24 protein-coding genes and 1 tRNA gene are annotated in these 23,845 nt (G+C 70.3%); 10 read left to right on the plus strand and 15 right to left on the minus strand.

What is annotated here, in order from left to right; all coding sequences use genetic code 11:
* Positions 1–11: 11 nt before the first annotated feature.
* The 8 genes from ACT54X_RS24915 to ACT54X_RS24950 form a co-directional block, all read right to left on the minus strand.
* Entirely contained in the window at positions 12–1,298 is a 1,287-nt protein-coding gene (locus ACT54X_RS24915) for an MSMEG_0569 family flavin-dependent oxidoreductase (protein WP_476349237.1), read from the minus strand.
* A gap of 35 nt (positions 1,299–1,333) precedes the next feature.
* Positions 1,334–1,627, minus strand: a complete 294-nt coding sequence (locus tag ACT54X_RS24920; RefSeq protein ID WP_476349239.1) for an MSMEG_0570 family nitrogen starvation response protein — start codon at positions 1,625–1,627, stop codon at positions 1,334–1,336.
* Positions 1,615–2,865, minus strand: coding sequence for an MSMEG_0565 family glycosyltransferase (locus tag ACT54X_RS24925; protein ID WP_294369012.1), 1,251 nt, complete (start codon positions 2,863–2,865; stop codon positions 1,615–1,617). The genes ACT54X_RS24920 and ACT54X_RS24925 overlap by 13 nt, the downstream gene beginning before the upstream one ends.
* Positions 2,858–3,976 (minus strand): sll0787 family AIR synthase-like protein, encoded by a 1,119-nt coding sequence (locus ACT54X_RS24930; RefSeq protein WP_294369216.1) that lies wholly within the window; start codon positions 3,974–3,976, stop codon positions 2,858–2,860. Before ACT54X_RS24930 ends, ACT54X_RS24925 begins: the two co-directional genes overlap by 8 nt.
* Before the next feature lie 119 nt (positions 3,977–4,095).
* On the minus strand, positions 4,096–4,638 hold the full coding sequence (locus ACT54X_RS24935) for an MSMEG_0567/Sll0786 family nitrogen starvation N-acetyltransferase (protein WP_294369214.1): 543 nt from the start codon (positions 4,636–4,638) through the stop codon (positions 4,096–4,098).
* Between the two features lie 133 nt (positions 4,639–4,771).
* Positions 4,772–5,869, minus strand: a complete 1,098-nt coding sequence (locus ACT54X_RS24940) for an MSMEG_0568 family radical SAM protein (RefSeq protein ID WP_294369010.1) — start codon at positions 5,867–5,869, stop codon at positions 4,772–4,774.
* Between the two features lie 20 nt (positions 5,870–5,889).
* On the minus strand, positions 5,890–6,885 hold the full coding sequence (locus tag ACT54X_RS24945; protein WP_294369008.1) for a Nit6803 family nitrilase: 996 nt from the start codon (positions 6,883–6,885) through the stop codon (positions 5,890–5,892).
* 20 nt (positions 6,886–6,905) lie between these two features.
* Entirely contained in the window at positions 6,906–7,388 is a 483-nt protein-coding gene (locus tag ACT54X_RS24950) for an MSMEG_0572/Sll0783 family nitrogen starvation response protein (protein ID WP_017761953.1), read from the minus strand.
* A gap of 356 nt (positions 7,389–7,744) precedes the next feature.
* On the opposite strand from ACT54X_RS24950, the gene ACT54X_RS24955 reads away from it, so the two are divergent.
* The gene (locus ACT54X_RS24955) at positions 7,745–9,136 is read left to right on the plus strand and encodes an aminotransferase-like domain-containing protein (protein WP_294369003.1); all 1,392 of its coding nucleotides are present in this window, start codon (positions 7,745–7,747) and stop codon (positions 9,134–9,136) included.
* Positions 9,137–9,149: 13 nt separating this feature from the next.
* Here the strand turns inward: ACT54X_RS24955 and ACT54X_RS24960 are convergent, their stop codons facing one another.
* Both ACT54X_RS24960 and ACT54X_RS24965 read right to left on the minus strand, forming a co-directional pair.
* Positions 9,150–9,383 (minus strand): hypothetical protein, encoded by a 234-nt coding sequence (locus ACT54X_RS24960; protein ID WP_294369000.1) that lies wholly within the window; start codon positions 9,381–9,383, stop codon positions 9,150–9,152.
* Between the two features lie 199 nt (positions 9,384–9,582).
* Positions 9,583–9,667 (minus strand) — tRNA-Leu (locus ACT54X_RS24965).
* A gap of 94 nt (positions 9,668–9,761) precedes the next feature.
* On the opposite strand from ACT54X_RS24965, the gene cysM reads away from it, so the two are divergent.
* From cysM to ACT54X_RS24980, 3 genes are all read left to right on the plus strand, one after another.
* Positions 9,762–10,664, plus strand: coding sequence for a cysteine synthase CysM (gene cysM, locus ACT54X_RS24970; RefSeq protein ID WP_294369212.1), 903 nt, complete (start codon positions 9,762–9,764; stop codon positions 10,662–10,664).
* A 115-nt stretch (positions 10,665–10,779) separates the two neighbouring features.
* The gene (locus tag ACT54X_RS24975; RefSeq protein ID WP_476349265.1) at positions 10,780–11,277 is read left to right on the plus strand and encodes an NUDIX domain-containing protein; all 498 of its coding nucleotides are present in this window, start codon (positions 10,780–10,782) and stop codon (positions 11,275–11,277) included.
* Between the two features lie 23 nt (positions 11,278–11,300).
* Positions 11,301–11,537: a sulfurtransferase TusA family protein gene (locus ACT54X_RS24980; RefSeq protein WP_369822454.1), complete on the plus strand. Its 237-nt coding sequence runs from the start codon at positions 11,301–11,303 to the stop codon at positions 11,535–11,537.
* A 72-nt stretch (positions 11,538–11,609) separates the two neighbouring features.
* Here the strand turns inward: ACT54X_RS24980 and galU are convergent, their stop codons facing one another.
* The gene (galU, locus tag ACT54X_RS24985) at positions 11,610–12,497 is read right to left on the minus strand and encodes a UTP--glucose-1-phosphate uridylyltransferase GalU (protein ID WP_294368993.1); all 888 of its coding nucleotides are present in this window, start codon (positions 12,495–12,497) and stop codon (positions 11,610–11,612) included.
* A gap of 66 nt (positions 12,498–12,563) precedes the next feature.
* A complete protein-coding gene (locus ACT54X_RS24990) occupies positions 12,564–15,449 on the minus strand; it encodes a valine--tRNA ligase (protein ID WP_294368990.1) in 2,886 nt (961 codons plus the stop codon).
* A gap of 117 nt (positions 15,450–15,566) precedes the next feature.
* Between ACT54X_RS24990 and yaaA the strand changes: the two genes are divergently transcribed.
* From yaaA to ACT54X_RS25020, 6 genes are all read left to right on the plus strand, one after another.
* Positions 15,567–16,346: a peroxide stress protein YaaA gene (yaaA, locus tag ACT54X_RS24995; protein WP_294368988.1), complete on the plus strand. Its 780-nt coding sequence runs from the start codon at positions 15,567–15,569 to the stop codon at positions 16,344–16,346.
* A gap of 45 nt (positions 16,347–16,391) precedes the next feature.
* Positions 16,392–17,222, plus strand: coding sequence for a 2OG-Fe(II) oxygenase (locus ACT54X_RS25000; protein WP_294368987.1), 831 nt, complete (start codon positions 16,392–16,394; stop codon positions 17,220–17,222).
* 16 nt (positions 17,223–17,238) lie between these two features.
* The gene (locus ACT54X_RS25005) at positions 17,239–18,156 is read left to right on the plus strand and encodes an alpha/beta fold hydrolase (protein ID WP_294368984.1); all 918 of its coding nucleotides are present in this window, start codon (positions 17,239–17,241) and stop codon (positions 18,154–18,156) included.
* Positions 18,153–19,010: an NADPH-dependent 7-cyano-7-deazaguanine reductase QueF gene (gene queF, locus ACT54X_RS25010; protein WP_294368982.1), complete on the plus strand. Its 858-nt coding sequence runs from the start codon at positions 18,153–18,155 to the stop codon at positions 19,008–19,010. Before ACT54X_RS25005 ends, queF begins: the two co-directional genes overlap by 4 nt.
* A 154-nt stretch (positions 19,011–19,164) precedes the next feature.
* On the plus strand, positions 19,165–19,521 hold the full coding sequence (locus ACT54X_RS25015; RefSeq protein WP_294369207.1) for a response regulator: 357 nt from the start codon (positions 19,165–19,167) through the stop codon (positions 19,519–19,521).
* Positions 19,518–20,201 (plus strand): hypothetical protein, encoded by a 684-nt coding sequence (locus ACT54X_RS25020; RefSeq protein WP_294368976.1) that lies wholly within the window; start codon positions 19,518–19,520, stop codon positions 20,199–20,201. Before ACT54X_RS25015 ends, ACT54X_RS25020 begins: the two co-directional genes overlap by 4 nt.
* On the opposite strand, the gene ACT54X_RS25025 is transcribed toward ACT54X_RS25020, so the two are convergent.
* From ACT54X_RS25025 to ACT54X_RS25035, 3 genes are all read right to left on the minus strand, one after another.
* Complete coding sequence (locus tag ACT54X_RS25025; protein ID WP_476349245.1) at positions 20,155–21,321, minus strand: DNA topoisomerase IB; 1,167 nt, start codon at positions 21,319–21,321, stop codon at positions 20,155–20,157. The two genes, ACT54X_RS25020 and ACT54X_RS25025, sit on opposite strands and share 47 nt — an antisense overlap.
* Before the next feature lie 105 nt (positions 21,322–21,426).
* The gene (gene dinB / locus ACT54X_RS25030) at positions 21,427–22,626 is read right to left on the minus strand and encodes a DNA polymerase IV (protein ID WP_294369202.1); all 1,200 of its coding nucleotides are present in this window, start codon (positions 22,624–22,626) and stop codon (positions 21,427–21,429) included.
* 207 nt (positions 22,627–22,833) lie between these two features.
* Positions 22,834–23,718, minus strand: coding sequence for a LysR substrate-binding domain-containing protein (locus ACT54X_RS25035; protein WP_294368975.1), 885 nt, complete (start codon positions 23,716–23,718; stop codon positions 22,834–22,836).
* Positions 23,719–23,845: the final 127 nt, after the last annotated feature.

The raw sequence follows: 23,845 nt of genomic DNA on the forward strand, positions 1-23,845 counted from the left end.
CCCACCTTCGTTCAGGCCGCCTCGGCGAGCGGCTCCCGAATGTCTGTGGCCGCGGCGATGCGTGCACCGATCACCTCCACCAGGTGCCGCGCATCGTCCGCCACGCCCAGGAAGCGGCCCGAGCCCCAGGTGTTGAGCCAGGGCAGGCCGACGAAGTAGAGCCCGGGCTCGGCGGTCACGCCGCGGCGGAAGCGCGGATGGCCGCGGCCGTCGAAGACGGGCAGGTCGATCCATCGGTAGTCGGCGCGGAAGCCGATGGCCCACACGATGCTGGTGATGCCGGCCGCCTGCAGGTCCAGCAGCGTCGGGTCGGCATCCGGCTCCCAGGCCTTCTGGAAGGGCGGCTCCACCGGCGCGTCGATGCCGGCCCGCGCGATGTAGGCGTCGATGTCGCGGCGGATGTTGCAGTACACCTCGTCGGCTTCGTCGAGGTTGCGCGTGAGGTCGGGGCGGAAGCTCACCTGCGTGCCGTGGATGTCGGCCAGCGTGCCGTACAGCCGCACGCCTTCCAGCGCGAAGCGGCGCAGGTCGATCTCGTGGCCGCCGTCGCGGCCGGTCATGTAGTGGTTGGTCTTGTGGCGGGCCTCGTCGCCCAGCGGATGGCGGTCCACGGTGAGGTTGTAGAACCCCAGCTCGTGCAGCCATTCGGTGGATTCGCGGCCGCGGTACACGCGCGGCGAGCGCGGGGCCGAGCCCACGGCCAGGTGCACCTTGCGGCCGGCCAGGTGCAGGTCTTCCATGATCTGCACGCCGGACTGGCCCGAGCCCACCACCAGCACCTCGCCGGGCGGCAGCTGGGCCGGATTGCGGTAGTCCACCGAATGCAGCTGCGTGATGGCCGGCGGCAGGCTATGGGCGCAGGCGGGCACGATGGGCAGGTCGTAGCCGCCCGTGGCCACCACCACATGGTCGGCCAGGCAGGTACCGAGCGAAGTGCTCACCTCGAGCGCGCCATCGGCATGACGCCGCACGCCCTGCACCGACACGCCTTCGATGACCGGCGGGCGGGATTTGCGGGCGAAGGCCTCCAGGTAGGCCACGATCTCGTCGCGCAGCATGAAGCCCTTGGGGTCCGGACCGTCGTAGGGAAAGTCGGGCAGCCGGCATTGCCAGTTGGGCGTGACCAGGCAGAAGCTGTCCCAGCGCTGGTCGCGCCAGGCATGGCCGATGCGGTGCTTTTCGAGCACGACGTGCGCGATGCCGGCCTGCTGAAGGTAGTGGCTGGTCGAAAGCCCGGCCTGGCCGCCGCCGATGACGACGACGGGATAGTGCGGGGCGATCGAAGTGGAAGCGGTCATGGGTTTCTCCGTGGATGAGGAAGCGCGGTCGTGGCTCAGTCCGCCGGCCCGAAGGCGACGACCTGCACCTGGGCGCCGGTCTGGCCGGCGTGGCGGGCCACGCGGGCCTCGATGTCCGCCAGCTGGTCGCTGGCCCGCGAGCAGGCGAAGCCGAACTTGGCGCGCACCCGGTCGTTGGCAATGCCGGTGGCCTCGCGCAGCTTCTGCAGGAATTCGTCGAGGGCGTAGGCCTGGCCGGGCGCGAAGTAGTCCTGGATCACCAGCGAGGGTGAGTAGGCGGTGGTCTCGCTGGCGTCGGGCCAGCGCAGGGTGTAGGTCATGGCAGGCATGGGGTGGGGTCCTGGGAGGCGAGGGAAGAGGGGGGCGATGCCAGGCATTGGCGGTAGACCTGCAGATGGGCGCGGGCACTGCGGGCCCAGCTGTGGGTGTGGCAGACGGCGGGCGGCTGCGGCAGGCGGGGCTGGGTCCAGGCGCGGGCGAGGCCGAGCGCCACGCTGGCCTCGTCCTCCGGCTCGCACCAGCTCACGCCGGGGCTGCCGGTCAGGTGTTCGGTGAAGGGCGCCCGGCGCGAGACCAGCACCGGTGTGCCGCAGGCCAGCGCCTCCAGCGCCACCAGGCCGAAGCCTTCGTAGAGCGAGGGCATGGCCAGGAGTCGGGCGCGGCGCATGAGGGCGGTGATGGCCGCATCAGGCAGGGGGCCGGTGCGCCAGACCGGCCGGCCGGCGCCTTCGTCCAGGCCGCAGTCGGCCAGGGCTGCCTGCCAGCGCTGCTGTTCGGCACCGTGCTGCAGCAGGCTGGCACCGCCGGCCACCAGCAGGCGGGCGTGCGCCGCCTGCGGCACTTCGCGGCGCAGCCGGGCGAAGGCGCCCAGCAGACGCGCGCTGTTCTTGCGCGCCTCCACGCCGCCCAGGGCCAGCAGCAGCGGCGCGTCGTCGAGGCCGGCGTCGGTCAGCGGCGACAGGGCGGCGGCATCCTCCGCCACGGGGCCGGGGCAAAAGCGCTGCAGGTCCACGCCATTGAAGACGCGGTGCACGGGCGGGGCTTCGGACCGGGCACGCAACTGGTCGAACCAGGTGTCGCTGACGCAGCAGACGGCCCGGGCGCGCTGCCAGGCCATGGCCTGCCAGGCATCCAGGCGTGGATCGGTGAAGTCGTCGAGGTGATGCACGGTGCGCAGCCAGGGCATGGCCGGCGGGCTCTGCGCCAGCGCGGCGCCGTTCAGGCTGTCCTGCACATGCAGCACATCGACGCCAGCCCGCGCCGCCGCCGCCGGCAGCGCCGCACGCAGGGCCCCGATGCGCTCGCCGACCTGATCGGCCAGCAGCGTGCCGGTGGGGCGCGGCATGGGGATCGCGTGCAGCCGCAGCGGCAGGCGTCGGTCCAGCGGGCGGAACAGCGACTGGCCAGGTTCCACGGGCGCGAAGACGGTCACGGCGATGCCTTGGTGGGCGAGGGCGGTTGCCAGCTCCAGCGTGTGGGTCACGCCGCCGCGCGGCAGCACGCTGTGCATGGCCAGGCCGACGTGCAGGCCCTCGCGTGCCTGAGCGACCTGCTGGCGCTCAGGCATGGTGGCGCTCCATCGCGGACTCGACCAACGCCGGGGCGCGAGCCGGAGCTGAAGCTGCAACCGTTGCCGCTGTCGCCTGCCCGGCGAGGATGAAGCCCGACTCGGCCAGGTCCCACAGGTAGGCCTGCTCCGCGCCCATCGCCACCTCCAGCCGCGTGCCGGCCTGCACCTCGCCGACGTCGGCGCACGCGATGCCGTGTTCTGCGAAGCGGGCCTGCACCTGGGCGGCCAGCGCGGGCCGAACGGCGAGGACGAAGCCGAAGCTGGGGAAGGCGCTGAGCCAGCGCAGCCGCGCGGCATGGGCGGCGACGCTGTCTTCGTGCCAGTCCGGCCCGCCCTGGGCGGGCAGGGGGCAGGGCAGCCGTTCCAGTTGCACCTGTGCGCCGCAGCCCGAGCACTCCAGCAGCATCAGCAGCGTGCCCAGCACGCCGGCCATGCTGATGTCCTTTCCGGCATCGACCAGCCCGGTCTCGGCCAGTTGCGGCAGCAACGCCAGGTCGGCCTGCAGGCGTGCCGCGGGCGCGGCGGTGCTGGCGTTCCAGAAGGGCGCGTCGCCCTGCCAGGCGCCGCGCAGGTCGGTGGCGACCAGCAGGCGGTCGCCGGGCCGGGCCGCGAAGCTGGAGATGAGCCGCTCGGCCCGGCCCAGCACCGCCACGGCCAGTTGCGCGCTGGCGCTGCGCAGGTTGGTATGACCGCCGACCAGCGGCACGCCGTACTGCGCGCTGGCGGCACGCATGCCGCGCAGCAGTTCGGCCGTGGTGGCCTCGTCGGCGCTCCAGAGTGCGTCGACGACGGCGGTGGGCCGGCCGCCCATGGCGGCCACGTCGCTCAGGTTGACCATCACCGCGCTGTAGCCGGCGAACCACGGCTGCTGCTGCACGAAGTCGGGCATCAGCCCTTCGATGGCCAGCAGCTGGTGGCCGCCGCCCGGCAGCGGCAGCACGGCGCAGTCGTCGCCGTTGGGGACGGTGGTCGGTGCGTGGGTCGGCGTGACCGCCGGGCCGCTCATGGCGTGGGGCGCGTCGTCGTTCAGCGAGTGCATCACGCGAGCGATGTCGCGCTTGTGCGCAAAGCCGCGGCCGGCGCGCAGGGCGGTGAGCAGCGGGGGCAGAAGCCGGGCGGGCTGATCGCCCCCAACCCGTTCGGGCTGAGCCCGTCGAAGCCCAGGCCGCGCGCCGTCCTGCCCTTCGACAGGCTCAGGGCGAACGGATTTGGAAATGTGGCGCGCGCTCATCCGCGGCTCCCTGCCAGCACGAAGCCAGCCTCCGGCGTGTGACAGGGCGGGTACTGCCGCAGGTCGGCGCGCATCAGTGCATGGGGCAGTCCATGCACCGCCACCACGCCGTCCTGCCGCCAGTGCAGGCGCTCGAACAGCGGCACGTTCTGCATCTGCACATGGGCGAGGAATTCGCGGCAGCCGCGGGCATGGGCGCTGCTCACCGCCAGGCGGATCAGGCCGGTGCCCAGCTGCGCATGCCGCCGCCAGGGCGCCGCAACGGCCAGGCGCGAGCCCCACCAGGTGCCGGGCGATTCCTCGTGGATGCGCACCGTGCCGACCACCTCGTCCGGCAGGCCGGCCAGCGTGGAGCAGGCGACCAGCGTGCGCGTGCCGGGCAGCGCGTCGATGGCGTCGTGGTCGTCTCGGTCGAACACGCGCTGCTCCGCGCAGAACACCCGCCGGCGCAGCGCCAGGGCCTCGCGCTGCATCCACGGAAGGCTGGCCCACTGGATGCGGAAGGCGTGGTCGGCCCGCGACGCAGGGGGCGCCGGCATGAGCCAGGGTTGGGCATCGATGAGGATCATGAGATGGGCTCAGCGGAGGACTCGGGCAGGGACTGGCTTTGGCGCTGTCGGCGTGTTCGGGCGGTCAGGAGGTCTGGGGGCTGGAGATCAGGCGACCCGGCGCTCAGGCGGCCTCGGCCAGGGGCGCCGCCGCGTCCTCGAACACCGACAGCGTCGAGCAGGCGGCGCACTTGCCGCATCCCGCCTTGATGTCCGCCGCGCGCAGGCCGGCCTGGCGCACCATGGCACCCAGCGGCTCCAGCACGGAGCGCATGAAGTCGGCGCCGGGCGGAGCATGGTCTTCCAGCGGCGTGCCGCTGATGGGCACGAAGGGCACGACGAAGGGATACACGCCCAGCGCCAGCAGCCGCTCGCTGGTGGCCAGCAGGGTCTGCGCGCTGTCGCCCAGGCCGGCCAGCAGGTAGGTGCTGACCTGGCCGCGACCGAAGACGGCCACGGCCGCCTCGAAGGCCTCCCAGTAGCGGGCCATGGGCACCTCGGCCTTGCCGGGCAGGATCTGCTGGCGCAGGTCCTCGCCCACCACCTCGATGTGCATGCCCAGTGTGTCGACGCCCGCGTCCTTCAGGCGCTGGAACCAGGCGTCGGTGTCGGGCGGCTCGCACTGGGCCTGGATGGGCAGGTCGACCGCCGCCTTCACGGCCGCGGCGCTGTCGCACAGCACCTGCGCGCCGCGATCGCGGGTGGGCGGCGTGCCGGTGGTCATCACCATGTGGCGCACGCCGTCGAGCTCGACGGCGGCCTGGGCCACCTCAGCCAGTTGCGCGGGCGTCTTGTGGGCGATGGTGCGGCCGGCCGCCAGCGATTGGCCGATGGCGCAGAAGCGGCAGGCCTTGCGCCGGCTCTCGTAGCGGATGCAGGTCTGCAGCACGGTGGTGGCCAGCACGTCGGTGCCGTGCAGCGTGGCGATCTGCTGGTAGGGAATGCCGTCGGCCGTCTGCCGGCCGTAGAAGCGCGGCGCCTTCGGAAAGCTAAGCTGCGCGATCGGGATGGTGCCGTGGCGCAGGGTGGCGCGGCCCTGCGCATCGGGCGTGCCGGCGACGAAGGGCGAGTCGAAGGCGCCGTGCGTGTGCACCGGCACCATCAGCGTCACGCCGTCCACCGTCACGGCCTTGTGGTCCGAGGGGCCAGCCCCACCGCGGCGGCTGGCGGCGCCGGCCTGCGGGGCTTCGAGCCGCAGGCCGCGGGTCTGCAGTTCGGTCATCAGCTGTCTTGTCTGCGGATTCATGCGGCCTCCGGGGGCAGGGGAATGTCGTCGGACAGAAGAGCCGGCTCGGGCGCAGCCAGCGGCCGTGTGGTCGATGCGGCGTCGCGGCGGATGGCCAGCGACAGCAGTTCGGGCCGCGCGTAGTGGCCCACCGAATCCATCATTCGCTTGCGCTTGTCGATCAGCGCCAGGTCCAGGTCGGCCACCACCAGGCCCTCGCCTTCGGTCAGCGGTTCGGCCAGGTACTTGCCTTCGGGCGAGACGATGGCGCTGTGGCAGCCGCCGCGCAGTGCGCCCTGCAGCGTCTCGTCGGGCATCAGCCGGCGCACCTGCGCGTCGTGCAGCCAGCCGGTGGCGTTGATCACGAAGCAGCCCGACTCCAGTGCGTGGTGGCGGATGGTCACGCCCATCTGCTCGGCAAAGATCGGCCCGACCAGCGAGCCCGGGAACTGGGCGCAGTGGATCTGTTCGTGGTCCGCCATCAGCGCATAGCGGGCCAGCGGGTTGTAGTGCTCCCAGCAGGCCAGGGCGCCGACGCGGCCGACGGCCGTGTCCACGGCCTTCAGGCCGCTGCCGTCGCCCTGGCCCCACACCATGCGCTCGTGGTAGGTGGGCGTGATCTTGCGGCGCTTGAGCACCAGGCGGCCGTCGGCATCGAAGACCAGCTGCGTGTTGTAGAGGCTGCCGTGGTCGCGCTCGTTCACCCCCAGCACCACCACCATGCCGGCCTGCCGCGCGGCGGCGGCCACGGCCTCGGTCATGGGGCCGGGCACGGTGGGCGCGCGCTGCATCAGCAGCAGGTGGTCGGCGCCCTGGCGCGCCGGCGGCTGCACGAAGGAGAAGTAGGGGTAGTAGGGCACGAAGGTCTCGGGAAAGACGATCAGCTCCACGCCCCGTCGGGCCGCCTCGTGCACCGTCTCCAGCACGCGCGCCAGGGTGCCGCCTTCGCTGTCCAGGTCGGGCGCGATCTGCGCGGCGGCGGCGCGCACGGTCTTCTTCTTCGGCAGGGCCATCGGCTGCTCCGGGGCGACGCTCAGAGCGTCCAGGTGTCGAGGATGAAGGCGCCCTGCTTGCGGTGCAGCAGCACGACGTCGAGCACGTCCAGGGGGTTGATGGGGCGAATGCCTTCGATCAGCGCACCTTCGCCGTGGCCGTACAGGGCCTGCAGCGCGAAGCGGCAGGCGTAGACCTTGCCGCCTTCGGCGATGAACTTGGTGATCTGCTCGTTGAAGTTCTGGTGGCCCGGAAAGGCCGAATCGCCCAGCTTGGGAAAGCCGCGCTTGACGCCCAGCGTCACGCCCGGGCCGTAGAGCAGGATCGAGGTCTCGAAGCCCTTGCGCTGCAGCCGCGTGGCCTGCAGCAGGTTCACGAAGCCGATGGAGCCTTCGAAGGCCACGGTGTGGAAGGTCACCAGGGCCTTCTCGCCGGGCTCGGCCTTGACGTCTTCGAAGACCTTCTCTTCGTAGTCGACCAGGAAGTCGCCCTTCTGGGCTGCGGGATGGGTCACTTGGGGCATGGGCACCTCGGTTGCGGTTGGCGGTGGATCGGGTGGGGCCGCGGCGCGGGGCCTTTCGAGAAAGCGGCGCATCGCACTGCGGTGCCAGCCTCTTTGCGAGGAACGGGCCGCTGGCCGGGTGGCCTGGCCGATCAATGGCCGATCAAGCCAATGGGCATGCGCGCATGCGCCCGACGGCGGCCTGGCATGGCGCCGCGAACCCGCCAGACCCGATGCACCAGCGCGCCGCAGACCGATGCAATCAATGCATCCGATCAATGGCATGACGCACCAAAACAAGCACGCGCCGCGGCCGCACGGCGGGGGCGTATTGCGCTCTACTTGGAGCTTTCCGAGCGCCTGAAAGCCATTCCTCCATGCCCTTCTCGCACTGGGCCGCGCGGCTGAGACACAGCGAACTTCCGGCCTATCAGCTCATTCCCGACCTGCTCGCGGAGGACCTCCAGCGCGGTCGCCTGGCACCGCGTGACCGGCTGCCGCCGCTGCGCGATCTGGCCCAACAGCTGGGGCTGAACTACACGACGGTGGTGCGTGGCTTCGCGCAGGCGCGCGAGCGTGGGCTCATCGCCTCGCGGCCGGGGCTGGGCTCGTATGTGCGCGGCTCCTTCATCGGCCTGCCGCTGCGCGGCGGCACCGGCGCCGAGATGACGATGAACATGCCGCCGGAGCTGAACGACCATCCCGTGGGTCAGCAGCTGCAGGAAGAGGCCGCCGCCTTCGTCGCCGCCACGCCGGTGGCCGAGCTGATGCGCTACCAGGACTTCGGTGGCACTCCGCGCGACCGCGAGGCCGCGGCGCATTGGCTGCGCCAGTGGGTGGGCCATGCCCGCGCCGAGCACACGCTGGTGGCGCCGGGCATCCACAGCGTGCTGCTGGCGCTGCTGAGCCTTCTGGTGCGGCCCGGTCAGAGCCTGGCGGTGGAGTCGCTGCTGTACCCGGGACTCAAGGCCATCGCCGCGCAGTTGGGCACGCAGCTGCAGCCGCTGCAGTGCGACGAGGAAGGCATCGTGCCGCAGTCCTTCGAAACGCTGTGCAAGAGCGCGTCCATCGGCGCGCTGTACCTGTGCCCCAACCTGCACAACCCGACGACGGCCACGCTGTCGCTCGGCCGGCGCGAGGCGCTGGCGGACATCGCCGCCCACCACAGCGTGCCCATCATCGAAGACGATGCCTACGGCATGCTGGCGCCCGCCGTGCCACCGCCGCTGGCGGACTTCGCACCGGCGCTCACCTACTACGTGAGCGGCACTTCCAAGTGGCTGGGCGCGGGCCTGCGCAACGCCTTCGTGCTGGCGCCCACCGATGCCGCCACGCAGCGCCTGGCGGGTGCGCTGCGAGCCACCACGGTGATGGCCTCGCCGCTGACCACTGGCCTGGTCACGCACTGGCTCGGCTCGGGGCTGGCGGCGCAGGCGCTCGATGCCATGCGCGCCGAATGCAGCTGGCGCAGCGCCCTGGCGCGCGAGCTGTTGGGTGACCTCGGCCTGCGCACGCATCCGCAGGGCTTCCATGCCTGGCTGCCGCTGGAGGGCGATGAGGGAGACAGGGGAGGCCGCTGCGTGAGTGCCGAGCTGGCGCAGCAGTTGCAGCAGATGGGTGTCGCGGCCGTGGCCAGCCAGGCCTTCTCGACCGACCGCATGCCGCCCGAGGCCCTGCGCCTGTGCCTTGGCGGCCCGCTCACACGCGACGACTGCGGCCGGGCGCTGCGGGCGGTGCGCGACGCGGTGCTCGGCTGCCGCGCGGGCTGATCAGGGGGGCAGCTCAACGCCGGCGCAGCCAGCGCGACCACCAGGGCGTGGGGCGGTTGCGCTCGTCGAAGGGGCGGGTGTCGAGCTTGCCGAACATCGACGCGGCCTCGCCGAAACGCTGGCGCAGCGAGGCGGGACTGTCGGATTCGACGGCCGGGTCCGGCGTGTTGCCGGCGGGAGACATGCGTGACCCGTCGGTCTCGTCGGTGGGGCGAGCACCCATCGGCGCGGTCGGGCGGTCGCTCATGCCGGAAGCTGGGGGAAGGGAATCGGGCGTATCGGTCAATGCGGCGCAGTACGAGGGGAGGCGGGCTCCCTGGAAAGCCGGGCCGGCATGTGCCCTCGGACGAGGACCAGCCCGCAGGCCGCGGATGCCGGAAGGCGGGAACGCGCAACGCTGGTTGGAACGACGGGCGCGGGCCGTAAAGGCCATGACGCGCAATCGTTGGTGCCGGAGGCCGGAATCGAACCGGCACGCCTTGCGGCGGGGGATTTTGAGTCCCCTGCGTCTACCAATTTCACCACTCCGGCACGGAGCGTCGAGACAGCCCAAAATTATGGCACAGTGCCCTGGACGAGTGCGCCGTTCCGGCGCCGCCCGGCCTTTCATCCAAGAACCATGACCATTTCCTATCCGACGATCGAAGACGCGGTCGGCAAGACGCCGCTGGTGGCCCTGCAACGCATCGAGGCCGCTGCCAATGCCGCCCGCGGCAACGTGGTGCTGGGCAAGCTCGAAGGCAACAACCCGGCCGGCTCGGTCAAGGACCGGCCGGCCCTGTCGATGATCCGCCGCGCCGAGGAGCGCGGCGAGATCAAGCCCGGCGACACGCTGATCGAAGCCACCTCGGGCAACACGGGCATCGCGCTGGCCATGGCCGCCGCCATCAAGGGCTACCGCATGGTGCTGATCATGCCGGAGGACCTCTCCATCGAACGCGCGCAGACCATGAAGGCCTACGGCGCCGAACTGGTGCTCACGCCCAAGAGCGGCGGCATGGAATATGCCCGCGACTTGGCCGAACAGATGGTGGCGCAGGGCAAAGGCCGCGTGCTCGACCAGTTCGCCAACGCCGACAACCCCCGCATCCACTACGAGACCACGGGCCCCGAGCTCTGGGAGCAGACGGGCGGGCGCATCACCCATTTCGTGAGTGCCATGGGCACCACGGGCACCATCACCGGCGTGTCGCGCTTCCTCAAGGAGAAGAACCCGGCGATCCAGATCGTCGGTGCCCAGCCGGCGGAGGGTTCGCGCATCCCGGGCATCCGCAAGTGGCCGCAGGAATACCTGCCCAAGATCTTCGACCCCGCGCGCGTGGACCAGGTCGTCAACGTCAGCCAGGACAGCGCCGAGGAAATGGCCCGCCGCTTGGCGCGCGAGGAAGGCATCTTCGGCGGCATCTCGGCCGCCGGCGCGCTGTGGGTGGCCCTGGAGATCGCCCGCACGGTGGAGAACTCGACCATCGTCTTCATCGTCTGCGACCGCGGCGACCGTTATCTTTCCACCGGCGTGTTCCCGGCCTGAGCACCGCCCTCGCCCCGTCCCCACGACCACCATAACGACGACATCGGAGACCCCGTCCTTGAACAACCTGCCCAAGTTCTGCCAGGCCTGTGCCACGCCGCTCGAATGGATCGAGATGATGGAAGACGGCGGCCCCAAGGCCCGCCTGCGCTGCCCGGCCTGTGGCCACACCCACTGGAACAACCCGACGCCGGTGCTGGCCGCCATCGTCGAATACAACGGGCAGGTGCTGCTGGCGCGCAACGCGGCCTGGCCACCCAAGATGTTTGCGCTGATCACCGGCTTCATGGAGGCCGGCGAAACGCCCATCGAAGGCATCGCCCGCGAGGTCAAGGAAGAGACCAACCTCGACGTGATCAGCTGCGGCATCGTAGGCGCCTACGACTTCCAGCGCATGAACCAGGTCATCATTGCCTACCACGTGGTGGCCGAGGGCGAGGTGAAGCTCTCGCCCGAGCTGGTGGACTGGCGCCTCTACGACCTGGCCGACCTCAAGTGCTGGCCCGCCGGCACCGGCTATGCGCTGGCCGACTGGCTGCGCACGCGCGGTCACGAGCCGGTGTTCTTCACCGCCGAAGAGAACGAGGAGCGGCGCCGCGGCCTGTCCACCTGAACCGCGCCACGGAATAAAGACCCATGACCGACATCGCCATCGACAAGGAAATCGACACCCGCGGGCTGAACTGCCCGCTGCCCATCCTCAAGGCCAAGAAGGCGCTGAACGACATGGCCAGCGGCCAGTTGCTCAAGGTGGTGGCCACCGATCCGGGCTCCACCCGTGACTTCCAGGCCTTCGCGCGCCAGACCGGCCACGGGCTGGTGTCGCAGGAGACCGTGGGCGCGGAGTTCATCCACGTACTCCGGCGCCGCTGAGACGGCGCACGCCACCAGAAACAGAAAGGGGCCGCGAGGCCCCTTTCGTTCATCACCAGCGGATGAGACCGCTCAGAGCGGCAGGCTCTTGAGGTAGTCCTTGAAGAAGCCGCCCACCTCGGGGTGCGCCAGCGCCAGTTCGACGGTGGCCTGCAGGAAGCCTTCCTTGCTGCCGCAGTCGTAGCGCACGCCCTTGTACGAATAGGCGTAGACGCTTTCCTTCTTCATCAGCGAGGCAATGCCGTCGGTCAGCTGGATCTCGCCGCCGGCGCCCTTGGGCTGGCGACGGATCTCCTCGAACACACCGGGGGTCAGCACATAGCGGCCCGCGACGCCCAGGCGCGACGGTGCGTTCTCGGGCGAGGGCTTCTCGACCATGGCGCGCACCTGGGTCAGGCCGTCGCCCATCGCGTCGCCGGCCACGATGCCGTAGCGCTTGACCTGATCCAGCGGCACTTCCTGGACGGCCAGCACGGAGCCGCCGAGGTTGTTGTAGGTGCGCACCATCTGCGACAGCACGCCCTCGCCACCTTCGGGGCCGACCATCAGGTCGTCCGCCAGCAGCACGGCGAAGGGCTCGTCGCCCACCAGATGCTCGGCGCACAGCACCGCATGGCCCAGGCCCAGCATGCGCGGCTGGCGCACGTAGGAGCAGGTCATGTCCTCGGGCGCCACCGAGCGGGCGATGCGCAGCAGGGCGTTCTTGCCGCTGGCTTCGAGCTGGCTTTCCAGCTCGTAGGCCGTGTCGTAGTGGTCCTCGATGGCCCGCTTGTTGCGGCCGGTCACGAAGATCATGTCGCGGATGCCCGCGGCATAAGCCTCTTCCACGGCGTACTGGATCAGCGGCTTGTCCACCACGGGCAGCATTTCCTTGGGCTGCGCCTTGGTGGCAGGCAGAAAGCGGGTGCCGAAGCCGGCCACTGGGAAAACGGCCTTGCGGATGCGTCTGGAAGTGGGCATGCGTGTGTGCAGGAGAGTTGAAATTCGTGAATCGTTCAATGCTACTGCACGCATTTGACTGCGCTGTCAGCCAAGTCGCACGAGTTGTTCCTGCAAACGTGTCAGCGCGGCGCCAAAGTCGGTCAATCTCTGCTTTTCCTGAGCGATGACAGCCGGCGGCGCCTTGGCCACGAAAGCCTCGTTGCCCAGTTTGCCCTGGGCCTTGGCCATCTCGCCCTGGATGCGGGCGACTTCCTTGCCCAGGCGCACGCGCTCGGCGGCCACGTCGATCTCGACGTGCAGCGCCAGCCGCGCCTCGCCGACGACGGCCACCGGCGCGGCCTGCGCCGCGGCCGTCCAGGCCGCCTCATCGTCAAAAACCTTGACTTCGCTCAACTTCGCCAGGGCCTGGAGCACCGGTGCGGCCTGCCGCACGAAGTCGGCGTCGCCCACCACGTACAGCGGCAGGCGCTGGGCCGGCGACACGTTCATCTCGCCGCGCAGCGTGCGGCACGACGCCACCAGCGCCTTGAGCTTGGCCACGTGGGCCTCGGCGGCCTCGTCGATCTTCCCGGGCTGGGCGACGGGGTAGGCGGCGACCATGATCGACGCGCCCTCGCGGCCAGCGACGGGCGCCACCTTCTGCCACAGCTCCTCGGTGATGAAGGGAATGATCGGATGCGCCAGGCGCAGCAGGGTCTCCAGCGTGCGGATCAGCGTGCGGCGGGTGGCGCGCTGCTCGGCATCGTTGCCGGTCTGGATCTGCACCTTGGCGATCTCCAGGTACCAGTCGCAGAACTCGTCCCAGGCGAACTGGTAGATGGCGTTGGCCACGTTGTCCAGGCGGTACTCGGCGAAGCCCTGCGCCACCTCCTGCTCCACGCGCTGCAGGCGCGAGGCGATCCAGCGGTCGGCCTGGCTGAAGCGCATGTAGCCGTGGGCCTGGCCACCCGGCGCGCAGTCGGCCTTGGTGTGCTCCATCAGGCCGCAGTCCTGGCCCTCGCAGTTCATGAGCACGAAGCGGGTGGCGTTCCACAGCTTGTTGCAGAAGTTGCGGTATCCCTCGCAGCGCTTGCTGTCGAAGTTGATGCTGCGCCCCAGCGAGGCCAGCGCCGCGAAGGTGAAGCGCAGCGCGTCGGCGCCGTAGGCCGGAATGCCCTCGGGGAATTCCTTCTGCGTGTTCTTGCGGACCTGCGGCGCGGTCTCGGGCTTGCGCAGGCCCTGGGTGCGCTTGTCCAGCAGCGGCTCCAGCGCGATGCCGTCGATCAGGTCGACCGGGTCGAGCACGTTGCCTTCGGACTTGCTCATCTTCTTGCCCTGCGCATCGCGCACCAGGCCGTGGATGTAGACATGCTTGAAGGGCACGCGACCGGTGAAGTGCGTGGTCATCATGATCATCCGGGCGACCCAGAAGAAGATGATGTCGTAGCCGGTCACCAGCACGGTGGAGGGCAGGTACAGGTCGTAGTCCTTGAGGGCGTCCCTGTCGTCCAGCGCCTCGGGCCAGCCGAGGGAGGAGAAGGGGACCAGCGCGGACGAATACCAGGTGTCCAGCACGTCCTCGTCGCGCTTGAGCGTCTTGCCGGGCGCCTGCTTCTGCGCCTCCTCCTCGTTACGGGCGACGTAGACGCGGCCGTCCTCGTCGTACCAGGCGGGGATCTGGTGGCCCCACCAGAGCTGGCGGCTGATGCACCAGTCCTGGATGTTGTTCATCCACTGGTTGTAGGTGTTGACCCAGTTCTCGGGCACGAAGCGCACCTGGCCGGACTGCACAGCGTCGATGGCCTTCTGGGCGATGCTCTTGCCGGTCGGGTCCTGCTCGCTAACCTTGGTCATCGCCACGAACCATTGGTCCGTCAGCATGGGCTCCACGACTTGGCCGGTGCGGGCGCAGCGCGGCACCATCAGCTTGTGCTTCTTGGTCTCGACCAGGGCACCGGCGGCTTCGAGGTCGGCCACGATCTTCTTGCGGGCGACGAAGCGGTCCAGGCCGCGGTAGGCCTCGGGCGCGTTGTCGTTGATCCTGGCGTCCAGCGTCAGCACGCCGATGATGGCCAGGCCATGACGCTGGCCCACCGCATAGTCGTTGTGGTCGTGCGCGGGCGTGACCTTGACCACGCCGGTACCGAACTCGCGGTCGACGTAGTCGTCGGCAATGATGGGGATCAGCTTGTCCACCAGCGGCAGGCGCACCTTCTTGCCGATGAGGGCGGTGTAGCGTTCGTCCTCGGGGTGGACCATCACGGCCACGTCGCCCAGCATGGTCTCGGGCCGGGTGGTGGCCACGGTGAGGCTGCCGCTGCCGTCTTCGAGCGGGTAGGCGATGTGCCACAGCGCGCCTTCTTCCTCCTCGCTCTCCACCTCCAGGTCGGAGACGGCGGACATCAGCACCGGGTCCCAGTTCACGAGCCGCTTGCCGCGGTAGATCAGGCCCTGCTCGTACAGCCGCACGAAGGTGTCGGTCACCACCTTGGACAGCTTGTCGTCCATGGTGAAGTACTCGCGGCTCCAGTCCACCGTGTCGCCCATGCGGCGCATCTGCTCGGTGATGGTGTTGCCGGATTGCTGCTTCCACTCCCACACGCGGGCGACGAAGTTCTTGCGGCCCAGGTCGTGGCGGCTCTGGCCCTGGCCCTGCAGCTGGCGCTCCACCACGATCTGCGTGGCGATGCCGGCATGGTCGGTGCCCGGCACCCACAGCGTGTTCGCGCCCGCCATGCGGTGGTAGCGCGTCAGGCTGTCCATGATGGTCTGGTTGAAGGCATGGCCCATGTGCAGCGTGCCCGTGACGTTGGGCGGCGGCAGCTGGATGGCGAAGGAGGGCGCGCCGGCCTGGGGCGCCTGCGTGCCGCGGAAGCCCGCCCTCGCATAGCCGCGGCGCTCCCACTCGGGGCCCCACTGGGCCTCGATGGCGGCGGGTTCGAAGGACTTGGCGAGGCTCTGGAGACCGGGTTGCAGGGGGGTGTCGCTCATGGGCGGATGGAGTCAGGGCCAGCCGGCAGGGGCCGGCAGGCCGTGGGGGTTCGAAGACGGGAAACGCGCAATTTTACGGGGCGGCCTCTGCGGCTCCGGGTCTTCCATAATTCCCCGATGCTCTTCCTGCTCTCGCCCGCCAAGTCGCTCGATTACGAAGCGCCCGTTCCCGAAGACCTTCCCGCCACCCAGCCCGTGTTCGAAGGCGCCCGCGGCCCCGCCGCCGAGCTGATCGGCCTGCTGCGCCAGAAGTCGCCGCTGCAGGTGGCCGAACTGATGCACCTGTCGGACAAGCTGGCTGCCCTCAATGCCGCGCGCTACGAGGCCTGGGCCCCCAAGGGCACCGCCAAGAACGCCCGACAGGCCGCGCTGGCCTTCGACGGCGACGTCTACGGCGGCCTGGACGCGCGCAGCCTGAGCGCCGCGCAGCTCGATTGGGCGCAGGAGCATGTGGTGATCCTCAGCGGCCTGTACGGCGTGCTGCGTCCGCTGGACCGGCTGCAGCCCTACCGCCTGGAGATGGGCACGGCCCTGGCCAATCCGAAGGGCAAGGACCTGTATGCCTTCTGGGGCGATCGCATCGCGCTGTGGCTCAACGAGCGCCTGGCCGCGGACCGTACGCCTGTGGTGATCAACCTGGCCTCGCAGGAATACTTCAAGGCCGTCGACCAGAAGGCGCTCAAGGCCCGCGTCGTCGAATGCGTGTTCCAGGAGCGCAAGGGCGCCGACTACAAGATCGTGAGCTTCTATGCCAAGCGCGCCCGCGGCCTGATGGCGCGCTGGGCCATCCTGCACAAGGCGGGCACGCCCCGCCGGCTGGAAGCCTTCGACCTCGAAGGCTATGCCTTCGCGCCCGAGGTTTCGCAGCCGGACCGGCTGGTGTTCCGTCGCGGCTGAAAGGTATCCTGACGCATTCGGCCCAAGCCCAGGGAGTCCCAGCGCATGCAAGCCCTCACCCCCGAACTCCGGCAGTGGATCCAGTCCCAGCTCGCTGCCGGCCATTCCGTCGCCACGCTGCGCGCGTCGATGCATGCCGCCGGCTGGCGCGACGATGCGACCGACATGGCGCTGGCCGAACTGGAGCGCGGCGCACCCGCCGAGCCGCCGCCCCGGCGCACCGAGATGCCCGAGCCCCGGCTCGACGGTGACCCGCTCTACCTCGATGCCGGCGACCGCCGCGTGCAGGTGATGCAGACGCTGGCCCAGCCGCGCGTGGTCGTTTTCGGCCAGTTGCTCAGCGACGAGGAGTGCGAGGGCCTGATCGAGGCGGCCCGTGCCCGGCTGGCCCGCTCGCTCACCGTCGAGACCAAGACCGGCGGCGAGGCCGTCAATGCCGACCGCACCAGCGACGGGATGTTCTTCCAGCGCGGCGAGAGCGAGCTGGTCAGCCGCATCGAGGCCCGCATCGCCCGGCTGCTGAACTGGCCGGTGGAGCGGGGGGAGGGGCTGCAGATCCTGCGCTACTCGGCCGGCGCCCAGTACAGGCCGCACTACGACTACTTCGACCCCGGCGAGCCCGGCACGCCCACCATCCTGCGCCGCGGCGGCCAGCGCGTGGGCACGCTGGTGATGTACCTGCAGGAGCCCGAGCGCGGCGGCGCCACCACCTTTCCGGACGTGGGCCTGGCCGTGGCGCCGGTGCGGGGCACGGGCGTCTTCTTCTCCTACGACCGGCCGCATCCCACCACCAAGACGCTGCATGGCGGCGCGCCGGTGGAGGCAGGCGAGAAATGGGTGGCCACCAAGTGGCTGCGCGAAGGCGAATTCAAGTGAGCGGGACCGCGTCGCGATGACCTCCGGCACGGCCCACGCCAACGGCATCGACATCGCCTTCGAAGACAGCGGCGGCACCGGGCCCGTCGTGCTGCTCGTCATGGGCCTGGGCATGCAGCTCATTGCCTGGCCGGCCTCGCTGGTCGATGCGCTCACCAGCGCTGGCTACCGCGTGCTGCGCCACGACAACCGGGATGCGGGCCTCTCCACCCACCTGCACGATGCCGCGCGCAGCAACCTGATGTGGCAGGCGCTGCGCATGCGCATGGGTCTGGCGCTGGATGTGCCCTACGGCCTGCAGGACATGGCGGGCGATGCGCTGGGCCTGCTCGACGCGCTGGGCATCGCCCAGGCGCATGTGCTGGGCGTCTCCATGGGCGGGATGATCGTCCAGCGCATGGCGGCCACGGCTCCGGATCGCGTGCTCAGCCTGACCAGCGTCATGAGCAGCAGCGGGGCCCGCCACCTGCCCGGTCCCCGGACCGAGGTGGCTGCCGCGATGTTGCGCCGGCCGCCGCGCCGCAGTGCCGGCGAGGACGCGCTGGTGGACCACAGCGTCGGCCTGCTGCGCCTGATCCAGAGCCCCGCCTGGCCGCTGGACGACGCCGTGCTGCGCGAGCAGGTGCGCACGGCGCTGCGCCGCAACTACGACCCCGCAGGCACCCAGCGCCAGTTGCTGGCCATCTGGGCCGACAGCGAACGGCCCGCGCTTCTTTCGCGGATCGTCTGCCCGGCGCTGGTGCTGCACGGCGAGGCCGACCCGCTGCTGCCCGTCGAATGCGGCCGCGACACCGCACGCCGCATTCCGGGCGCGCGCTTCGTCGGCGTCCCCGGCATGGGTCACGACTGGCCACCGGCCGTCGCGGCGCAGCTGGCGGGGCATGTCCTTCCCTTTCTTCAGGACGCCGAGCCCCGCCGACAATCGGCGGCATGAGTCTGGACAACACCCCCGAGCAGTCGCAGCTGGGCCGGGCCTCGGCCTACGTCGACCGCTACGACCCCTCGCTGCTCTTCCCCCTGCCGCGCGCCCTGCAGCGCGAGGAGATGGGCATCGACACGCAGCGGCTGCCCTTCTTCGGCGCCGACCTGTGGACCGCCTTCGAGCTGTCGTGGCTCAATCCGCGCGGCAAGCCGCAACTGGCCATCGCGCACTTCACAGTGCCCTGCGAGACGCCCAACATCATCGAGAGCAAGTCCTTCAAGCTCTACCTCAACAGCTTCAACAGCAGCACCTTCGCCGATGCCGAGGCCGTGCGAGAGCGCCTGCGCGCCGACCTGGGCGAGGCCGTCTGGCGCGGCAGCGAGCGCAGTGGCAGCGTGGGCGTCAGGCTGCTGGCACCTTCCCAGTTCGATGCCGAGCGGGTGGAGGAGCTGTCAGGCCTGGACCTCGACCGCCTCGACGTGGACTGCACCGACTACGAACCCAGGCCCGAACTGCTGCGCACCGTGCCGGGCGAGCCTGCGGTCAACGAGACGCTGACGAGCCGCCTGCTCAAGAGCAACTGCCGCGTCACCGGCCAGCCCGACTGGGGCAGCGTGCAGATCAGCTACAGCGGCCCGCCCATCGACCAGGAAGGGCTGCTGCGCTACATCGTGAGCTTTCGCAACCACAACGAATTCCACGAGCCCTGCGCCGAGCGCATCTTCACGGACATCTGGCGCCGCTGCGCCCCGACGCGCCTGGCCGTCTACTGCCGCTACACCCGGCGCGGCGGGCTCGACATCAATCCCTTGCGCACCAGCTCGCCGCAGGCGCTGCCGCCGAACATCCGCACCGCCCGGCAATGACCGGGGCGCCGGCCGGGCCGGCGTGGCCGTGGAACGCGCCGTCGGCATGTTCCTACAGCCTGGGCGGACGGCGGCGCGCATACTGCCCCACCGGCTGCCGACCCCGGAGCGGCCTTCCATCCAGACACAACGCAAGAGGACCTTCCGCTTGAACGTGCTCATCGTCGACGACAACGTCTCCGCGGCCGAACTGCTGCAGGAGCTGATCGTCCTGCAGGACCATCAGGCCCGCTGTGCGCACACCGCGCAGGAGGCCATCGATGCCTTCTCGCAGGACAGCTACGACGTCGCGCTTGTCGACCTCACGCTGCCTGACCGTCCTGGCACCGAGGTGGCGCAACATCTGCGCAGCAATGCCGGCGACCGGCCGCTGCTGCTGGTGGCGATCTCCGGCTACGGTGCCGGTGACGCGACGGGCGCACACGCCGTGCCCTATTTCGACCATTACCTGCAGAAGCCGATCGACTTCGACGCGCTGGACCGGCTGCTGGCCCCACCGGCTTCCGCATGAAGTCCTCCCCCAGCGCCCGCAGCTGGATCGCCGCCGGCGTCCGGCATGAACTTCTCATGCGGGCGTTGCCCGCCCTCCGGCACGAGATGGCGGGTCCCGTCTCCCTGCTGCGCATGACGCTGCTGATGCTCAAACGCCATGCCGGCGCCAACCCGGTCGATGGCGCCGCCTGCATGCAGCGCGTGGACCAGGCCAGCGACCAGCTGGCGCTGCTGGTCGATTCGGTGCGTGCGCTGCGCGACTGGGAGCTGGCGACCAATGACGAGGGCCTCGCCCGCAGCGAGCTGGTGCGTCAGTGCGCCGGCCTCATGCGCGCCGCTTTCGACCTCAATGGCCTGTCCTTGGAGATCGACGAGCGCCTCGACGCCTCGGCGCCGGACGAGGTGCGCTGGCCCGACGGTGCCGCCTTGCGTTACCTGCTGCTGGGGGCGCTGGGCCACCTTCACGACCAGACCGAGGAGCCGGTGCTGGTGCGCATCGAGCCCGGGGACGAGCCCCATCTGGTGCGGGTGCGCGTCGCGCCCAAGCCTGACGGCCGCGAGGATGTGGAGTTGATGCCGCACCGTGCCCCACGCAGCCTGGCCATCGATGCCGTGTGCCTGCAGAACCTGGCCGATGACCTCGGCCGCACCATCACGATCGAGCGCGACGAGGTCGTGCTGTCGATGAAACCCGCTTGAGCTGACGCGCCTCGCGCGCCACCGCGAGCCGGTGGTGGCGGAGGAAGTCCATCAGCCGCCCCTCCGCCGCCAGAAGGCCGCGCCGCGTGCGCGCTGTCCCCAGTCCGTCCCACACCTTCGACATCGCCTCGGCATCGGCCGAGAGCTTGCCGCCCAGCTCCAGCACGGCGGGGTGGATGTAGGCCTTGCGGCAGACCGCGGGTGTGTTGCCCAACTGCCTGGCCACCGCCGCCAGGATCTCCTTGGCGCGGACCCGCAGGCCGGTTGATTCCTCCACCTGGCGGTCGCAGGCCAGCCGCGTGAGTTCCAGCGCCTGCACCGAGCCGTGCCAGGTGCGGAAGTCCTTGGCAGTGAACTCGCCGCCGGTCGCCTCGCGCAGGTAGTCGTTGACGTCGCCGGAACTCACATGGCGCTGCTCGCCGTCCTCGTCCAGGTACTGGAAAAGGGCCTGGCCCGGCAGCTGCTGGCACTGGCGCACCACGCGCGCGACGCGTTGGTCGCCCACCTCGGCCTCGTGCATCACGCCGCTCTTGCCGCGAAAGCGCAGCGTGAGCCGGCCGCGGGTCGACTGCAGATGCCGGTTGCGCAGCGTCGTCAGGCCGAAGGACTTGTTGGTCCGCGCATATTCCTCGTTGCCGACCCGCAGGTAGGTGGTGTCGAGCAGCCGCACGATGGCGGCCAGCACCGCCGACCGCGAGGGCTTGCCGCGCGCCTTGTTCAGGTCGCGCTGTACTCGTGCGCGGATGCGGGGCAGGGCCTGACCGAACTGCTCCAGCCGCTCGAACTTGGCTTCGTCCTTCAGCAGCCGCCAGTCCGCGTGGTAGCGGTACTGCCGCCGGCCGCGTGCATCCAGCCCCGTGGCCTGCAGATGGCCGTTGGCCAGCGGGCAGATCCAGACCTGCTCGTAGGCGGGCGGGATCGCCAGCTTGCGGATGCGTGCGATCTCGTCCTCGTCGCGGATCCAGCGGCCGTCCGCATCGCGGTAGCGAAAATTCTGGCCGTCGCGCACGCGCTCGATGCCGGGCATCTCGCTGGAGACATAGACGAGACCGTTGCCGATGGGGGTGGGCGCCGGCACTGCAGCCGTTTCTGGGGGGGATGAGGCGGTGGCGTCGAGCATGGTGCAGGCTGTTTGCCTGCAAGCTGCCATGGCGAACGGTGCCCCGTTGTAGGACGCCCGGCGGGGCCTCGGTGCGCCGAGTCGTCGGCCCGCGGTCGGCCGAGGTCAGAACAGCGAGGCGGTGACCGGTCCTGGGGGCGCGGCCGGCTTGCTGGCGCCGCCGCTTCGACGCACGGGCGCCTGGGCCTCGGCGCTGCCCGCCTTCACCAATGCCCCCACCCGCACGCCGATCAGGCGCAGGGGCTTCTCCAGCGGTACGCGCTTGAGGGCCAGGCCGGCCGTGCGGCGGATCAGCCTCGCATCGGCGGTGTACATCTCCAGCGACTGGTCGCGGGTGGCGATCTTGAAGTCCGCATAGCGCAGCTTGACGCCGATGGTGCGGCCCACATAGCCCTTGCGCTGCAGGTCCTCGGCCACCTTCTCGCACAGGCGGGTGAAGATGGCGCCGAGCTCGGCCCGGTCGCGCACGGCATGCAGGTCGCGCTCGAAGGTGGTCTCGCGGCTCATGGAGACGGGCTCGCTCTCGGTCTCCACCGGCCGGTCGTCGCGGCCCCAGGCCACCTCGTGCAGCCAGGCGCCGTAGGCCTTGCCGAAGTGCTGCACCAGCCAGTCGCGCTCGCACTTGGCCAGGTCGCCGATGGTGTGCAGGCCCAGCCGCGTCATCTTGGCCTCTGCCTTGGGCCCGATGCCGTTGACCTTGCGCACGGGCAGCGGCCAGATGCGGTCGGCCAGTTCGTGTTCGTAGAGCACGGTGATGCCGTTGGGCTTGTCGAACTCGCTGGCCATCTTGGCCAGCAGCTTGTTGGGCGCCACGCCGATCGAGCATGTGAGGCCTGTGGCGTCGAAGATCGACTTCTGGATCAGCCGCGCCAGCACCCGCCCGCCCTCCCGCTGGCCCCCAGGCACGTCGGTGAAGTCGATGTAGACCTCGTCCACGCCGCGGTCCTGCATCACGGGGGCGATGTCGGTCACGATCTTCTTGAAGGCGCGCGAATAGCGGCGGTACTCGTCGAAGTCGGTGGGCAGCATCAGCGCCTGCGGGCACAGTTTGGCGGCCTTCATCATGCCCATGGCGGAGCCGATGCCGAACTGCCGCGCCGGGTAGGTGGCGGTGGTGATGACGCCGCGGCCCACGTAGTCGGCCAGGCGCGGAAAGGCGGAGACGGGGATGCGGTCCAGCGGCGTGTCGGGCGGCAGGCCGCCGATGACCTCTTCCAGCCGCCGCCGACCGCCGCCCACCACCACCGGCAGGCCCTTGAGCTGCGGATAGCGCAGCAGCTCGACGGAGGCGAAGAAGGCGTCCATGTCGAGGTGGGCGATGCGGCGGATGGGGGAGGAACTCACCCTTGGATTGTCCGCAAGGCGGGGCGCCTTCGCCGACCGAGGCGAGCTCAACCCCCAGGGTCCGAAGGCGGCCAGGCTTCGCCGCACCGTCGGCCGCCTTCTTCGGGCTGCATCGGAGGCCGCGGGGCCGCTCGGGCGGCCGGCTGCATCGAGGGCGGCTTGCCCGCCTCAGGCGCGTGCCGCCTCGCCGTGGATCCAGGAGAGGAAGGCCTCGACGGCCGGCCGGTTGGCGTGCCGTGCGGGATAGACCAGGAAATGGGCCTTGACCTTGATCGCCATGTCGAGCCCGAAGATGGGCTTGAGACGGCCCTCGGCCAGATGGCCGGCGGCATTGGTGGCGCTTTCCAGGGCCACGCCCAGGCCCTGCGTGGCCGCGTCGAGCGACATCTGCGCACGGTCGAAGCGCAGCGCGAAACGGTCGGGCGGACGCTGGTCCGAGAAGGCCTGGAGCCAGTCGGACCACTGCACCACGCTCACGTTGCTCTGGATCAGCGGCACCTCCAGCAACTGCGCGACGCGTCGCAGCCGGTGCTCGCGGATGAAGGCCGGGCTGGCCAGGGGCACGATCCGCTCCTCGAACAGGGGCTCGACCACCAGGTCGCCCCATTGCGGCACGCCGTAGCGCAGGTCGATGTCCGCCTGGCCGAGCGCAAAGTCGCTGTGCGTGTGGGCGGCCGACAGGTTCAGCGAGATGTCCGGATGGGCCTGCGCGAATCCCCGCAGCCGGGGCATCAGCCAGAGGCTGGCGATGCTGGGTGCCGAGTGCACGTACAGGCTGTTGTCCATGCCCTGGCGAAGGTCGTCGGTCGCCGTGGCGATGGCGGTGAGCGCGCCGCCCACGCGTTCGATGTAGCGCCCCCCGGCCTCGCTCAGGCGCACGCCATGTGCACTGCGCTCGAACAGTCGTACGCCCAGGTCGGCCTCCAGGCGTGCCACCTGGTGGCTGATGGCCGACGGCGTGAGATGCAGTTCGGCGGCGGCCAGCGCAAAGCTGCGGCGGCGGGCGACTGCTTCGAAGGCCAGCAGGCTGGCGACGGCAGGCAGGGCGGCCATAGGGTTCCCCCGGTCATTGGATGAATGAGTGTCATCTTAGCCTGAGGAAATATCGTTTGCCTTCATCTCTGGGCAGCGGGAACATGCGCGCCATCCCAACCCCAGGCCGTCTTCACGGCCCCCACGG

It is taken from the genome of Pseudacidovorax sp. DMC4 (assembly GCF_056314265.1).

What these genes read in the sequence shown, in the direction of transcription:
- ACT54X_RS24945 (WP_294369008.1), bottom strand. Translation starts at nt 6,885, where the DNA reads ATGGCCCTGCCGAAGAAGAAGACCGTGCGCGCCGCCGCCGCGCAGATC.
- ACT54X_RS24920 (WP_476349239.1), bottom strand. Translation starts at nt 1,627, where the DNA reads ATGCCTGCCATGACCTACACCCTGCGCTGGCCCGACGCCAGCGAGACC.
- ACT54X_RS24955 (WP_294369003.1), top strand. Translation starts at nt 7,745, where the DNA reads ATGCCCTTCTCGCACTGGGCCGCGCGGCTGAGACACAGCGAACTTCCG.
- ACT54X_RS24925 (WP_294369012.1), bottom strand. Translation starts at nt 2,865, where the DNA reads ATGCCTGAGCGCCAGCAGGTCGCTCAGGCACGCGAGGGCCTGCACGTC.
- galU (WP_294368993.1), bottom strand. Translation starts at nt 12,497, where the DNA reads ATGCCCACTTCCAGACGCATCCGCAAGGCCGTTTTCCCAGTGGCCGGC.
- ACT54X_RS24990 (WP_294368990.1), bottom strand. Translation starts at nt 15,449, where the DNA reads ATGAGCGACACCCCCCTGCAACCCGGTCTCCAGAGCCTCGCCAAGTCC.
- ACT54X_RS25025 (WP_476349245.1), bottom strand. Translation starts at nt 21,321, where the DNA reads ATGCTCGACGCCACCGCCTCATCCCCCCCAGAAACGGCTGCAGTGCCG.
- ACT54X_RS24950 (WP_017761953.1), bottom strand. Translation starts at nt 7,388, where the DNA reads ATGCCCCAAGTGACCCATCCCGCAGCCCAGAAGGGCGACTTCCTGGTC.
- dinB (WP_294369202.1), bottom strand. Translation starts at nt 22,626, where the DNA reads ATGGACGCCTTCTTCGCCTCCGTCGAGCTGCTGCGCTATCCGCAGCTC.
- ACT54X_RS24935 (WP_294369214.1), bottom strand. Translation starts at nt 4,638, where the DNA reads ATGCCGGCGCCCCCTGCGTCGCGGGCCGACCACGCCTTCCGCATCCAG.
- queF (WP_294368982.1), top strand. Translation starts at nt 18,153, where the DNA reads ATGAGTCTGGACAACACCCCCGAGCAGTCGCAGCTGGGCCGGGCCTCG.
- ACT54X_RS25020 (WP_294368976.1), top strand. Translation starts at nt 19,518, where the DNA reads ATGAAGTCCTCCCCCAGCGCCCGCAGCTGGATCGCCGCCGGCGTCCGG.
- ACT54X_RS24940 (WP_294369010.1), bottom strand. Translation starts at nt 5,869, where the DNA reads ATGACCGAACTGCAGACCCGCGGCCTGCGGCTCGAAGCCCCGCAGGCC.
- ACT54X_RS24915 (WP_476349237.1), bottom strand. Translation starts at nt 1,298, where the DNA reads ATGACCGCTTCCACTTCGATCGCCCCGCACTATCCCGTCGTCGTCATC.
- ACT54X_RS25005 (WP_294368984.1), top strand. Translation starts at nt 17,239, where the DNA reads ATGACCTCCGGCACGGCCCACGCCAACGGCATCGACATCGCCTTCGAA.
- ACT54X_RS24975 (WP_476349265.1), top strand. Translation starts at nt 10,780, where the DNA reads ATGATGGAAGACGGCGGCCCCAAGGCCCGCCTGCGCTGCCCGGCCTGT.
- ACT54X_RS24980 (WP_369822454.1), top strand. Translation starts at nt 11,301, where the DNA reads ATGACCGACATCGCCATCGACAAGGAAATCGACACCCGCGGGCTGAAC.
- ACT54X_RS25035 (WP_294368975.1), bottom strand. Translation starts at nt 23,718, where the DNA reads ATGGCCGCCCTGCCTGCCGTCGCCAGCCTGCTGGCCTTCGAAGCAGTC.
- yaaA (WP_294368988.1), top strand. Translation starts at nt 15,567, where the DNA reads ATGCTCTTCCTGCTCTCGCCCGCCAAGTCGCTCGATTACGAAGCGCCC.
- ACT54X_RS24960 (WP_294369000.1), bottom strand. Translation starts at nt 9,383, where the DNA reads ATGAGCGACCGCCCGACCGCGCCGATGGGTGCTCGCCCCACCGACGAG.
- ACT54X_RS25000 (WP_294368987.1), top strand. Translation starts at nt 16,392, where the DNA reads ATGCAAGCCCTCACCCCCGAACTCCGGCAGTGGATCCAGTCCCAGCTC.